The sequence below is a fragment of the Arthrobacter sp. UYCu512 genome, from assembly GCF_040547075.1.
In the GTDB taxonomy this organism is placed as follows: Bacteria; Actinomycetota; Actinomycetes; order Actinomycetales; family Micrococcaceae; genus Arthrobacter.
In genome coordinates this window covers 176,058-189,083 of the sequence record NZ_JBEPPA010000001.1, presented here as the reverse complement: position 1 = coordinate 189,083, position 13,026 = coordinate 176,058, and the positions used below count along the sequence as shown (strand labels likewise).

Genomic DNA, 13,026 nt, shown 5'->3' with positions numbered 1-13,026 from the left:
GCGTCCTGGTCGGGACGGAAGGGTGACGGGCTAGAGCAGCTCGTCGAGGTCGTTGACGACGAGCGTGGCTCCGGCGGCCAGCAGGGTCTGCCGGCCTGCCCCGCGGTCCACGCCGATCACCGAATGGAAGTTCCCGGCCCGGCCGGATTGGACGCCGGACACGGCATCCTCGACCACAACGCACTCGTCGCTGGGCAGGCCCAGCAACCGGGCGGCATATTCGTAGGTCGCCGGGCTGGGCTTGCCGGGCAGGCCCCCGGCCACGGCGACGACCCCGTCGACCACTACCGGGAAGTAATCCGAAAGTCCGGCGGCCTTGAGCACCGCCGGGGCGTTGCGGGAAGAGGAAACGACGGCGAGCTTCAGCCCGCGGGCCAGTGCCGCGTCGACGAACCGCACAGAGCCTGCGTAGGGCCGAACCCCGCCGGCGGCGACGATGTCGTTAAAGACCTGGTTTTTGCGGTTACCCAGGCCGTGGACGGTGTTGTGCTCCGGTTCGTCCTCCAGCGGGCCTTCGGGCAGGACGATGTCGCGGGAGGCGAGGAAGTCCCGGACGCCATCGAAACGGGGTTTGCCGTCGATGTGGTCGAAATAGTCGCTTGCGCGGTAGGCGGCGGCCCCGGGAACGGACTGGAGGTAGCCGTCAAAAAGTTCGCGCCAGGCGCGCTCGTGCACAATCGCGGTTGGGGTCAGGACGCCGTCGAGGTCAAAGAGGATGGCAGACGCCCCGGCCCAGCTCGACGCGGTGCTGTTGGAAAGCTCAGTCATGGTTCGGTTGTCCTTTCAGACGGCATTTTTCAGTCGGTGGGCCGGCAGGCCGGGGCCGGCGTTTTAAGGGGGCGGACCGGAACGGGGCCCCGGCGCTGAAGATAGCGGGCATTCCCGGTCGCAACCGGGCGCCGTTTAACGCCGGCGGGTGCGCTGGCCCGCTGTCAGTTTGGTCTCCCGAAGCTGGCGTGACGGGGTTTTGGCACTCCAGGGCGGTGGAGCCCTTCAATTGCTGCGTAGCCGTGGGGCGCCGGGATCGGATACCTCCCGAAGGGCGCACGGCGGTCTTCGAAGCTGCGGGAGTCGGTGCAGATGGAAAATCCGGAGAGTGCGCCGACGTCCTCGACGGTGACGCGGCGCCTTAGCCTGCAACACAGGGCTCAGCCCTTTCTTCCCCCTGAAGTCAGTTGACGGCCAGAAATACGGCCCACGTTGAGTGTAAGCGCTTACAAAATTGACGCGCAATTGGATAAAAGGACCTTTGGCACTATCGCCACCCCACTTGGAGTCCGGCCGCGGGCGGAGTCAGTTTCCCGGGTTCAGCACATAGTGGCGGAGGAACGCGCTGACGTCCACCAGTTCCGCGGCCGAAATGGCGTGGCCCGTTCCCGGGTAGGTCCTCGCCGTGAGCTGTGTGTGCTCGTGGAGCCACTCCTCGGTGTGCTCCCCTGCGGCGGCGTTTATCACCAGGTCATCCCGGTCCCGGCCCCAGAAGAAGGGCGGCCGGGACTCGAACGATTCGCTCATCGCCAGGAGTTCGTTGTCCAGTACAAATCCTGACAGCCCGACGGCGGCGCGGAACTCCGCCGGCCGCAACCGGAGCAGTGTCGTGGCCATGGCCATGCCCTGCGAGTAGCCGAGCAGGCTGATGCTGGTGTGTTGGGACTTGACTGATTCGATCCAGCTGAACACGGCGTTGGCGGCAGCGATGACGTCAGCGAAGTCATGGGTCAGGAAGTAGTCCAGCAGGAACCAGCCGTACCCGTCGCCGATCTCCTTGGGGCCACGCAGCGCCGCGCAACTGAACCCGGACGGCAGGCTGCCAAAGAGTTTCACCATCCGGGATTCATCCCGGCCGTAGCCGTGCATCATGACCAGCAACGGGGTCCCGTCGCGTTCGTGTTCCGGTTTGGACCAGAGGACTCGCTCCATCGCAACAGCCTAGCTTTCGGTGATCACCAAGGCGGTGCTGTGACCGCCGAATCCGAAGGCGTTGGCGATGCCTGCCCTGGCTCCCTGGCCTGCCACCGTTTTCCGCAGAAGGTTCAGGTCGATCCCGTCGTCGGGTTGGTCAAGGTTGCCGGACCCCGGAAAGTCCCCGGTTTTCAGCGCCTGGATCAGGACGACGGCGCCGAGGGCGCCTGCGCCGCCAAGGAGGTGCCCGGTGAGGGATTTTGTCGAGGTAACGGGTACCTGGTTTCCAAGTACGGCACTGATCGCGTCGGCTTCCAGGCGATCGCCGACCGGGGTGGAGGTCGCGTGGGCATGGACCAGCCCGATGTCTCCGGCACCAAGGCCGGCGGCGGCGATGGCCTTTTCCATCACCCGCCGCTGCATGACCGGATCGGCGGCGACGATGTCGACGGCGTCGGATGTCACAGCAGTTCCGGCCACGACACCGAGCACTTCCGCTCCCCGGGCGCGGGCGTGGTCTTCGCGTTCCAGGACCAGGATCGCGGCGCCCTCGGCCAGCACGAATCCGTCCCGGTCCCGGTCGAACGGCCGCGAAGCGGACTCCGGGTCTCCGTTGCGGGTGGACAGGGCCCGAATTTGGGCGAAGCCGCTGAGGATGAGGCCGTTGATGCAGGAATCCACGCCGCCGGCGATCACAACATCCGCTGTCCCGGCACGGATCATGTCTGCCGCCTGGGAGATGGCTTCCGCCCCGGAGGCACAGGCGCTCACCGGGGTGCGCGCCCCGCCTTTGGCGCCGACATCCATGGACACCCAGGCCGCGGGCGCGTTGGTCATGATCCGGGTCAGCGTGTGCGGGGAGACGCGCCGCGGCCCGCGGGCATCAAGGGCCCGGGCCTGCTCCAGGGTTGTGTCCAGGCCGCCATAGCCGGATCCGATCACCACGGCCAGGCGTTCCGGGTCGGCTGCGGGACGGCCTGCCTGCGCCCACGCTTCCCGGGCCGCAATCAGCGCGAGGTGCCCGCACCGGTCCATCCTCTTATATTCCGGGGTGGAGAGCAGCGCGGGAACATCAACGTCCGCCCGGCCCGCCATCCGGACCGGAAGCTCCTGCGCCCAGTCATCCTCAAGTGCCGCGATTCCTGAGCGCCCGGCCAGCAACGCGGCCCGGGTCTCGGCCGCCGTCGCACCGACGGGAGTCACTGCTCCCAGTCCGGTGACGACGACTCTGGGGAAAGCTGTAAGCATGGGCACCGGATTTCTGTGAGGCACGTTGCGTAACCCGCCGGGGTGCGGGGCTGGTGCGGCAGTGCGGTAAACGGCGGCACGTATCTGGCCGGCCGCAGCGGACGCTTCAAGACTACGTGCGAAAACTGGCCGGAGTGGCGTCAATGAGATCGTTGAAACAACACGCACCGGGCTGTAGCCTGACGCTGGACAGCATGCTTAGCAATACTTAACCGTCCGACCGGACACAAGGAGCAAGTCATGAGAATCGGTTCCGCCATTTTCCTCATCGCCCTCGGCGCCATCCTCGCCTGGGCCATCACCCCCGGCCTGATCCCCAATGTGGACCAGACCATGATCGGCTACATCCTGATGGCGGTCGGTGTCATCGGGCTGATCGCTTCCCTGGTCCTGGCCTCACCAGGGCGCAGCCGCACCCGCCGGGTCAGCGAGACACGCTCCGTTGTGGACCCCAATACCGGCGAGACCATCACCCGGAACGAAAGCCGCGACGCCGGCATCTAGTCCGAGCGCGCCGCCGCGCACCGCATAAGCCACCCGACGCCGGGCCGAACCCTTTACCGGGCCCGGCCCGGCGTCGGCCGTTGTATGGCCCTTCCCGCCCTTCCAGCACGCGCACCGTCCCGTGCGTGAACACCGGCCGAACCCGTCTCCACCCCTACCCGCTACCTCTACCCCTACCCCTGCGCATGCCCCGCGCCCGGGCCCGGCGGCGGACATGCCCTGCGCCCGGCCCCACGGATGGACATAGTCCAGATATGCCCACTCCTCGATCCGAAAACTGGGCATGCCCATCGGCCGCGTACGGGACATTTCTGTGTTCATGTTGTTTTTCATTGACAAAGCCACATATTCACAGATAAAGTCAATCAACTCCACTTCATTGTGATGGTAATCACGGAAGTGCGGGGGAGGTCCGCAGTACTGACGCAAGGGAGAGCCAGTGTTCGCCGAGGAACGCCAACAGCTGATCGTGGGGCTCATTGTTGCCAGCGGCCGTGCCAGCGTCACGGACCTCGCCGAGCGTTTCAGCATCACCACCGAAACCGTCCGCCGGGACCTGGCCGCCCTCGAATCCGCCGGCAGTGTGCGCCGGGTACACGGCGGCGCCGTCTCCCCGGACCGCTTCAGCACCAGCGAAGAAAGCATCCTGGTCCGCGCCGACCAGCGGCAACCGGAAAAGACCCGGATCGCCGAAGCGGCCCTCGCACTGATCCCGGAAAACCGAACCGGCAGCATCCTGATCGACGCCGGCTCCACCACCGAGACCCTCGCCGACCGCCTGGCCGCGCGGACTGCAGCGACGTCAGCCGCTGCAGCACCCGGCGCGGAACTCGTGGTCATCACCCACTCGCTGCCCGTCGCGGCAAAGCTCTCCGGTGAGGCCGGCATCGCCTTGCACCTGCTTGGCGGCAGGGTCCGCGGAATCACCCAGGCCGCCGTCGGCCAGTCCACGGTGGAAGCCGCCCGCAGGATCCGCCCGGATATCGCTTTCATCGGCACCAACGGCATCCACGCAGCCTTCGGGCTGAGCACCCCCGATCCTGAAGAAGCCGCTGTCAAAGCCGCCTTCGTCCATTCAGCCCGCCGCATAGTGGTGCTCGCTGATTCCTCCAAGCTGGATGCCGAAACCCTGGTCCAGTTCGCCTCGTTGAAAGATCTGGACACTTTGATCACTGACACGAAACCCGGCCAGGACCTGGCCGACGCCCTCGCGGATGCCGGAGTGGAGGTAGTGGTCGCATGATTGTCACCCTGACCGCCAACCCAAGCCTGGACCGCACCGTGGCACTGCCGGGACCCCTGGTCCGCGGCGAAGTCCAGCGCGCCGTCTCCGTCCGGCAGGAATCCGGCGGCAAGGGCGTAAACGTCTCCCGCGCCCTGGTCGCCTCCGGGCTGAAGACCGTCGCAGTGCTCCCGGGCGCCGAGGCGGACCCCGTCCTCGCCGGTCTCCGCGAAGTCGACGTCCCATTCGCCGCCCTCCCCATCGGAGAGCCGCTGCGCAGCAACGTGGCGCTCACCGAACCCGGCGGCGTGACCACCAAGATCAACGAACCCGGACCGGCGCTGAGTGCGGACCAGCAGGAAGCCCTGATCGGGCTGCTCCTGGACCACTCCCGGGGAGCCAGCTGGGTTGTCCTGGCAGGATCGCTCCCACCCGGGGTCCCGGCCAACTTCTACGCCACCGTCACCCGGCGGCTGCGCAGCATGGATCACGGCAAAGAGGCTCCCCTTGTCGCCGTGGACTCCTCCGGCGAACCGCTCGCCGCCGCGATCTGCGGCGATGCGCTGGGGAAACCGGATCTCATCAAACCCAATGCCGAGGAACTGGTGGAACTGGCTGCCGCAGCCGGGTTCGCCACGCACAAGTCCGCCGAGGAACTCGAAGCGGATCCGGGGGCGGCCGCGGCGGCCGCTTCCGCCGTCGTGCGATCCGGAGTCGGTGCCGTGCTGGCAACACTCGGCTCCAAGGGTGCGGTGCTCGTCACGGCCGACGGCGCGTGGCTGGCCACGCATCCGCCGGTCACCGCGGTGAGCACGGTAGGCGCCGGCGATTCGTCACTGGCCGGTTACCTGCTCGCTTCCAGCCAGGGCGCCGCCCCGGCCGATTGTCTCCGCCAGGCTGTGGCACACGGTGCCGCCGCCGCTTCGCTGCCGGGCTCCACAGTCCCGGCAGTCCACCAAACCACCCCCAACGCCGTAACCATCACGGCCCTGACGAAGGATTGACAGTGACTGCGCTCATTACTACCGAACTGGTCGAGCTCGACCAGAACCTGGGCGACTCGCCCGAAGCCGTGATCCGGCACCTGGCAGGCAAAGTCGCCGCCAACGGTCGCGCCACCGAGGTGGAAGGCCTCTTCGCCGACGCCTTCGCCCGGGAACAGAAGACCGCCACCGGGGTTCCGGGCGGCATCGCCATCCCGCATTGCCGTTCGACGGCGGTGACCGAACCCACCCTGGTGATGGCTCGGCTCTCCCAGTCCGTCGACTTCGGCGCCAAGGACGGCCCCGCGGACCTCATCTTCTTCATTGCGGCCCCCGATGGTGCGGACCAGGAACACCTCAAGCTGCTCTCCAAGTTGGCCCGCTCCCTGATCAAAAAGGACTTCACCCAGGCCCTGCGCGACGCCGGTTCGGCGGCCGAGGTCGTCGGGCTCGTCGAAGGCGCCCTTGCCGATAAGCCTGCCGCCCACTCCGCACCGGCACCGGCCGTAAGCGGCGCCCCGACCGGGACCGGAGCTTCCCGCCCCAAGCGCCTTGTCGCTGTCACTGCCTGCCCCACCGGCATCGCCCACACCTACATGGCCGCCGATTCGCTTGTGGCCGCGGCCAAGGAAATCGGCGTGGACCTGCAGGTGGAGACCCAAGGATCTTCAGGGGCAAAGCCGCTGGATCCGGCAGTGATCGCCGCAGCCGACGCCGTCATCTTCGCCGTCGACGTGGATGTCCGAGGCAAGGAGCGCTTCGCCGGCCTGCCGGTTATCAACGCCCCCGTCAAACGCGGCATCGACGAGCCGGAAAAGATGGTCCATGAGGCCCTCGCGGCCGCAGAGAACCCCAACGCCCGCCGGGTCCCGCACTTCGGCGCGGAGGAACAGGCACAGAACGAGGCCGAGGAAAAAGGTGAGCACATTGGGCAGAAGCTGAAGAAAGCGCTGCTGACCGGCGTCAGCTACATGATCCCGTTTGTGGCCGGCGGCGGCCTGCTGATCGCGCTTGGCTTCCTAATGGGCGGGTACCTCATCACCCAGTATGCCGATGCCATCGTTGTGGACAACAGCATCTTCAACCTGCCCACGGAATTCCCGGACAACGCATGGGGCCCGCTTGGCGCCTACCTCGGCGCCGTCCTGTTCAAGATCGGCGCCCTCTCACTGGGCTTCCTGGTACCGGCCCTGGCCGGCTACATCGCTTACGCCATCGCTGACCGGCCCGGTATCGCCCCGGGCTTCGTTGCCGGTGCAGTCGCCGGATTTATGGGTGCCGGCTTCCTTGGCGGCATCGTCGGCGGCCTGCTCGCAGGCTACATCGCCCATGTGATCGGCCAAATCCAGGTCGCCCGCTGGCTGCGCGGCCTGATGCCTGTTGTGATTATCCCGCTGGTTGCGTCCCTCGTGGCATCGGGGCTAATGTTCCTGGTCCTGGGCGGCCCGATAGCCGGCATCACCGCCGGCCTTAATGACTGGCTTTCCGGCCTGACCGGTGCCAGCGCTGTTGTCCTCGGCATCATCCTCGGTCTGATGATGTGCTTCGACCTGGGCGGACCGGTAAACAAGGTTGCTTACTCCTTCGCCGTCGCCGGTCTCGGTGCCGCCACGATCACCAACCAGGCCCCGTGGCAGATCATGGCAGCCGTGATGGCCTCGGGCATGGTTCCGCCGCTGGCAATGGCACTCGCCACCGTCCTGGACAAGCAGCGCTTCAGCCTGGCTGAGCGCGAAAACGGCAAGGCCGCGTGGTTGCTGGGCGCCTCCTTCATCTCCGAAGGCGCCATCCCCTTCGCCGCCGCCGACCCGCTGCGCGTGATCCCGGCGAGCATGCTCGGCGGTGCCGTCACCGGCGCCATCTCCATGGCCGCCGGCGTCGGATCCAAGGCCCCGCACGGCGGACTCTTTGTCTTCTTCGCGATCGACAACTTCCTGATGTTTGTTGTGGCAATCATCGTCGGCACCATTATTACGGCGCTGTCCGTCCTGGCACTCAAGCGCTGGGCCGTCAGGAAGACCGTTGATACGGTAGAACTGGTCCCCGCAACCGTCTGATTGAAGCGGCCGGGAAGATTTTCCACGCTGACATCCCCATGCTGAATCCAAGGAGCAGAAATGACCGAACGTAACGCCACCATTGCCAGCCGTGTAGGGCTGCACGCCCGCCCGGCCGCCATCTTTGCGGAGGCAGCCGGCGAGTTCGATCTCGAGATCACCATCGCCCGGCTGGGTGAGCCTGTCGACGAGGCCATGGATGCTGCCAGCATCCTGTCCCTGATGAGCCTTGGCGCATCCCACGGCGACGTGGTAGTCCTGCGCGCCGAAGGCGACGGCGCCGACGCCGCCCTCGAACGGCTGGTCCAGATCCTGGAAACGGACCACGACGCCGAATAGCAGCACCGCCCGCCGACTGTAACGCGACAGCCCGGCCGCACCCACCGAGGGTGTGGCCGGGCTCCTGCGTTAAGGGTCGGCAACCGGCAGCCCCGCAGGTTCCTGGGCCGTCCCGCTCAGGTCCGCTACATACCCTTAGCCAAGGCTTGTCAGGTGCCTGCCGCACCGATAGTTTGGAATCCGCGGCAGCGGAACACCGCCGCCGGCGGAGGTCCCGGTCCGCCGCCGGCCAGATTCGGGAGGCGGTGGGTGATGCCGCCGGCACCGACAACCAGCCAGGGAGGCAGGCCATGCCGAAGACGAAGACTGAGCCCTCCGCGCTCGGGAACGCCTGATCCAGATGGCCACGGGCCGGACGCCCGGCCGCTCAGGCCTCTTTCCGCGCGGACGGCGCGGCCGCTTTTGTCCCGGCGGCCTTGGTCCCGGCCTTCGGCGCGGCCCTGGCTGCAGTCTTCGGTACAGTCTTGGCTGCAGTCTTGGGCGCTGTCTTGGGTGCGGCGCGGGAAGTCCGGGTGGGAGCAGCCTTCGCGGCCGTCGACTTCGAAGCGGGCGCCGCGGCCCCGGGCCCGGCGGAGTCGTCCGACGTGGCCGCCCGTCCCCCGCGTTTCTTCTCCAGGCTCCGCTTGAGCGCCTCCATCAGGTCGATCACCTCGCCGGAGCCGGCGGCCGGGACGCCAAAGGTTTCCTCGGTGTCCAGGGACTCCCCCTTCTCCAGCTTCGCCTCGATGAGCAGGCGCAGCTGCGCCTGATAGTCGTCGGTGAACTGCCCGGGTTCGAAGTCCGCCGCCATCGAATCGACCAGCGCGGCGGACATTTCACGTTCTTGGGCGGAGATGCGGATAGTGGTTTCGAGCGAGGAAAAGCTGGCCTCCCGCACCTCATCGGCCCAGAGCAGCGCCTGCAGCACCAGCACGTCCCCGCGGATCCGCAGCGCCCCCAGCCGGGTCTTGTCGCGCAGCGCGAACTGGACGATAGCCACCTGGTCGGTGTCTTCAAGCGCACGGCGCAGCAGGACGTAGGCCTTGGGCGATTTGGAGTCCGGCTCCAGGTAATAGCTCTTTTCGAACATCATCGGGTCCAGCTGCTCCGCCGGCACAAACTGCACCACGTCGATCTCGTGGCTGTTTTCCGCCGGAATGGACTTGAGCTCCTCGCGGCTGAGGACCACGGTCTGACCGTCGTCCTCGTAAGCCTTGTCGATGTCCTCGTAGTCCACGATCTTGCTGCAGATTTCGCAGCGTCGCTGGTAGCGGATCCGCCCGCCGTCGGCGTTGTGGACCTGGTGCAGGCTGATGTCGTGGTCTTCGGTGGCGCTGTAAACCTTGACCGGCACGTTGACCAGCCCAAACGCTATCGCGCCTTTCCAGATGGCTCTCATGGATCAAGTGAACCGCACAGCGGCGTGGAGGTGAAGCCCCTTGGCTGAAAGGGCGACGGCGAACGGCAAGGAGCGGGTCCGGGTCGGCGGCCGGGAGCTGGTGGTCACCAATCTGGATAAGGTGATGTACCCGCAGACCGGTACCACCAAGGCCGAAGTCATGGCTTACTACGCGGCCGTGGCGCCGGTGCTGATCCCCGCTGCCGCGGACCGGCCGGCTACCCGGAAGCGCTGGGTGCACGGCGTCGGGACGGCCGATGCCCCGGGCGAGATGTTCTTCCAGAAGAACCTGGACCATTCGACACCGGGCTGGGTTCCGCGGGCCGCCATCACCCACAAGCAGCGCACCATCCAGTACCCGCTGGTCAACGACCCGGCCACACTGGCCTGGCTGGCGCAGACAGCAGCCCTGGAGATACACGTGCCGCAGTGGTGCGTGGATTCCCACGGCGAGCAGATGCCACCGGACCGGCTGGTGCTGGATCTGGATCCCGGTGAGGGTGCAGGACTGGCCGAATGCGTCGCGGTCGCCTGGCTCGCCCGGAGTATCCTGCAGGACGTGGGCCTGGATCCCGTACCCGTGACGAGCGGCAGCAAAGGCATCCACCTGTACGCGGCCCTCGACGGCAGCCAGGGCTCCGAACAGATTTCGGGTTTCGCCCACGAGTTGGCCCGCGCCCTGGAAGCCGACCATCCGGAGTTGGCCGTCAGTGACATGAAAAGGACCCTGCGCGCCGGCAAGGTCCTGGTGGACTGGAGCCAGAACAGCGCCGCAAAGACCACCATCGTTCCCTACTCGCTGCGCGGGCGGCTCCGGCCCACGGTGGCGGCTCCGCGGACCTGGCGTGAACTCAACTCACCGTCACTGCACCAGCTGGACTACCGGGAGGTCCTTGCGCGCGTGAAGTCGGGCAAGGATCCTTTCTCCGTCATCTCCGCCGGGCGCAAGGCAACGGCGCAGCCCGGTGGCCGCCCGAACGGCAGCAACACCACCGGCGACGGCGGCGCCACCGACCCGCGGCTGGAGAAGTACCGCGCCAAACGTGATGCTGGCTCCACCCCTGAGCCCTTCACGGCCGAGCAGTACCGGGCAGCTTCAGAAGGCGGCACCCTCCGGGAGAAGTTCGTCATCCAGGAACACCATGCCAGCCGGCTGCACTATGACCTCCGGCTGGAGCGTGACGGCGTCCTGGTCTCCTGGGCGCTGCCCAAGGGCGTTCCTACGAGCCGGACCACAAACCACCTGGCGGTCCAGACCGAGGATCACCCGATGGACTATGCGGGCTTCGAAGGCACCATCCCCAAGGGCCAATACGGCGCCGGTACCGTCAGTATCTGGGACCACGGCTACTACGAGTGCGAGAAGTGGATCGCGGGCAAAGAAGTCATTGCCACCCTCAGCGGCCAGGACGACGGCGGGCTGGCCGGCGCCCGCAGGTTCGCGTTGATCCATACCGGCAGGGGCGAGGGGCAGTGGCTCATCCACCTGATGGACGCGCCGGGCGCGAAGAATGAGCATGCTCCCCCGCCGCAGGAGGAACCTCCGCTGCCCGCCGCCCCGGATCCGGCGGACGTTTCACCGATGCTGGCCAGCCCCGGCAGCGCCGCCGACCTACCCGGCAAGGACTGGCAGTTCGAACTCAAATGGGACGGGGTGCGGGCCCTGATCGTCGGGGGTGCGGGCAAGATCCGCCTGATCAGCCGCAACGGCAACGACATGTCCGCCGCGTATCCGGAACTGACCAATCGTTCCAGCTGGCCGGAGCAGGACTTCATCGCCGACGGCGAGATAATCGCCGTCGGCCCTTCGGGGCGGCCCGACTTTGGGCTGCTGCAGGGGCGGGTGAACCTCGGCAGTGCCTCCGACGTCGCGCAGGCGCGGGCATCTACGCCGGTCCGGCTGATGCTTTTTGACCTCCTGGCCGAGAGCGGCTCGGACCTGCGCCGCCTGCCGCTCGGCCGGCGGCGGGCACGGCTGGAAGCATTTTTCACCCTTACCGGCGGCCCGGTGGACCTCTCCCAACTAATCCACGGCGATGCCGGGCACATCCTGGAAAGCGTTGAGGAACTGGGGCTGGAGGGCGTCATGGCCAAGCGCACGGACGGCCGCTACGTCGGTCAGCGGAGCCGGTCCTGGCTCAAGCTAAAGTTCGAAAAGACCCAGGAAGTGGTGGTCGGCGGCTGGCGCCCCGGCAACGGCGAGCGCCGCGACACCGTCGGTTCGCTGTTGCTGGGCATTCCGGACGGGCCGACGCTGCGCTACGTGGGCCGTGTGGGCAGCGGCTTCAGCACCCGCGAACTCGGCGGCTTGCGCCGGCAGCTGGAGGCTTTGCCGCGCAAGACCTCACCGTTTGCGGATGTTCCCGCGGAAGACGCCGCCGGCGCCCGTTGGGTGTCGGCCAAGCTGGTCGGCGAGGTTAAGTTCGGTGAGTGGACGGGATCCGGCAAGCTTCGGCACCCGGTCTGGCGTGGCTGGCGTCCGGACAAAAACCCGGACGACGTCGTCGTCGAACACAGCTGAGGGCCCGCCGCGGCGGGCCCTCGCAGTGCTTAGTCGTGATGCGGGACCTGGGGACGACTCTGCCGGTGGATGGCTGCGTCCGCCACCTGCTGTCCTTGTTGTCCCCGGACAACGTCGCGGTCCTTGGGATGGCGGTGCTTCCCGCTGCCGTCCGGCCACTCATGGCCGTCGTCGGGCGACTGGGGTTCCGGGCGTTTACTCTCCGGCCCGGGAACCTCGTCCATGGACTCCGCAAGGTGACCGGCAACCTCGGGCTCGATCTCGTCTTTCGAGTGATGATCCGCCATGGCTCGTCCTTTCCGCGATGAAATGAAACGTCCCACCATCCTAGGTCCGCCGGGCGGTGATGTCTCTAGGGTTACCAGCGGACCTTTTTCTCCGCCGGGCCCTGTTTGCCGCTGACGTGCGTTGGCTTGTGGCTGTGGCCGACACTCTGCGAGCCAGCCCCGCCCCGGGACTTGCTCGCGAGCATCTCCTTTTGGGCGTCCGTCAGACGGGACTTGATGCCCTTCCCCTGCTCCGGGCCGGCCTGCGGCCTGCCGTCCGGCTCCGCGCCGCTGTTGCTGCTCTTTGTGGTTTCATTGCCAGTCATGGACTGTTCTCCTTGTGTGGCGTTCGATCGGCGGTGCTGATCAGCAGTGTGTTGCAGTCAACCCTAGGCGCTTTCCGGAAGCCTTGGATACCCCTCCTGCGCGGTGCTTTCCGGAGCCGGGACCGGCCCCGTCGCGGATGAGCCCGTGGTGTTCCGGGAGGCGTGATTCGGGCCCTAAAACCGGCGGCAGACCGCCCGGCCGTGAAATATTTGCGCGGTCCACGGTGCAGACGCGAGTTTCCCAGTAACGACGCGGCGAAACGGCGGAAAGAAATTTCCC

General features: G+C 67.1%; 12 protein-coding genes. 6 read left to right on the top strand and 6 right to left on the bottom strand.

Translation table 11 applies throughout. The features are described from left to right. Nucleotides 1–30 precede the first annotated feature (30 nt). From ABIB49_RS00900 to ABIB49_RS00890, 3 genes are all read right to left on the bottom strand, one after another. The gene (locus tag ABIB49_RS00900) at nucleotides 31–768 is read right to left on the bottom strand and encodes an HAD family hydrolase (RefSeq protein ID WP_354156568.1); all 738 of its coding nucleotides are present in this window, start codon (nucleotides 766–768) and stop codon (nucleotides 31–33) included. 525 nt (nucleotides 769–1,293) lie between these two features. Then, nucleotides 1,294–1,920 (bottom strand): alpha/beta hydrolase, encoded by a 627-nt coding sequence (locus ABIB49_RS00895; RefSeq protein WP_282359505.1) that lies wholly within the window; start codon nucleotides 1,918–1,920, stop codon nucleotides 1,294–1,296. 9 nt (nucleotides 1,921–1,929) lie between these two features. After that, complete coding sequence (locus tag ABIB49_RS00890; RefSeq protein ID WP_282359589.1) at nucleotides 1,930–3,150, bottom strand: beta-ketoacyl-[acyl-carrier-protein] synthase family protein; 1,221 nt, start codon at nucleotides 3,148–3,150, stop codon at nucleotides 1,930–1,932. Nucleotides 3,151–3,390: 240 nt separating this feature from the next. Here ABIB49_RS00890 and ABIB49_RS00885 point away from each other — a divergent pair, with 240 nt between their 5' ends. The 5 genes from ABIB49_RS00885 to ABIB49_RS00865 all read left to right on the top strand — a co-directional run bounded on the left by ABIB49_RS00885 (nucleotide 3,391) and on the right by ABIB49_RS00865 (nucleotide 8,255). Further along, nucleotides 3,391–3,654: a DUF6458 family protein gene (locus tag ABIB49_RS00885; protein WP_226774695.1), complete on the top strand. Its 264-nt coding sequence runs from the start codon at nucleotides 3,391–3,393 to the stop codon at nucleotides 3,652–3,654. A gap of 439 nt (nucleotides 3,655–4,093) precedes the next feature. Continuing rightward, nucleotides 4,094–4,897 carry a DeoR/GlpR family DNA-binding transcription regulator gene (locus ABIB49_RS00880; RefSeq protein ID WP_226773896.1) on the top strand — a complete coding sequence of 268 codons (804 nt, stop codon included), beginning with the start codon at nucleotides 4,094–4,096 and terminating at the stop codon, nucleotides 4,895–4,897. Beyond that, nucleotides 4,894–5,880, top strand: a complete 987-nt coding sequence (locus tag ABIB49_RS00875; protein WP_226773895.1) for a 1-phosphofructokinase family hexose kinase — start codon at nucleotides 4,894–4,896, stop codon at nucleotides 5,878–5,880. Before ABIB49_RS00880 ends, ABIB49_RS00875 begins: the two co-directional genes overlap by 4 nt. A gap of 2 nt (nucleotides 5,881–5,882) precedes the next feature. After that, complete coding sequence (locus tag ABIB49_RS00870) at nucleotides 5,883–7,916, top strand: PTS fructose transporter subunit IIABC (RefSeq protein ID WP_226773894.1); 2,034 nt, start codon at nucleotides 5,883–5,885, stop codon at nucleotides 7,914–7,916. Between the two features lie 60 nt (nucleotides 7,917–7,976). Further along, nucleotides 7,977–8,255 carry an HPr family phosphocarrier protein gene (locus tag ABIB49_RS00865; RefSeq protein WP_226773893.1) on the top strand — a complete coding sequence of 93 codons (279 nt, stop codon included), beginning with the start codon at nucleotides 7,977–7,979 and terminating at the stop codon, nucleotides 8,253–8,255. Nucleotides 8,256–8,622: 367 nt separating this feature from the next. Here ABIB49_RS00865 and ku read toward each other — a convergent pair whose 3' ends face one another. Next, nucleotides 8,623–9,633: a non-homologous end joining protein Ku gene (ku, locus tag ABIB49_RS00860; protein WP_354156567.1), complete on the bottom strand. Its 1,011-nt coding sequence runs from the start codon at nucleotides 9,631–9,633 to the stop codon at nucleotides 8,623–8,625. A 40-nt stretch (nucleotides 9,634–9,673) separates the two neighbouring features. Between ku and ABIB49_RS00855 the strand changes: the two genes are divergently transcribed. After that, the gene (locus ABIB49_RS00855; RefSeq protein ID WP_354156566.1) at nucleotides 9,674–12,154 is read left to right on the top strand and encodes an ATP-dependent DNA ligase; all 2,481 of its coding nucleotides are present in this window, start codon (nucleotides 9,674–9,676) and stop codon (nucleotides 12,152–12,154) included. A 29-nt stretch (nucleotides 12,155–12,183) separates the two neighbouring features. Here the strand turns inward: ABIB49_RS00855 and ABIB49_RS00850 are convergent, their stop codons facing one another. Then, the gene (locus ABIB49_RS00850) at nucleotides 12,184–12,441 is read right to left on the bottom strand and encodes a hypothetical protein (RefSeq protein ID WP_282359501.1); all 258 of its coding nucleotides are present in this window, start codon (nucleotides 12,439–12,441) and stop codon (nucleotides 12,184–12,186) included. Between the two features lie 71 nt (nucleotides 12,442–12,512). Continuing rightward, nucleotides 12,513–12,746 (bottom strand): hypothetical protein, encoded by a 234-nt coding sequence (locus ABIB49_RS00845; protein WP_226773889.1) that lies wholly within the window; start codon nucleotides 12,744–12,746, stop codon nucleotides 12,513–12,515. Nucleotides 12,747–13,026: the final 280 nt, after the last annotated feature.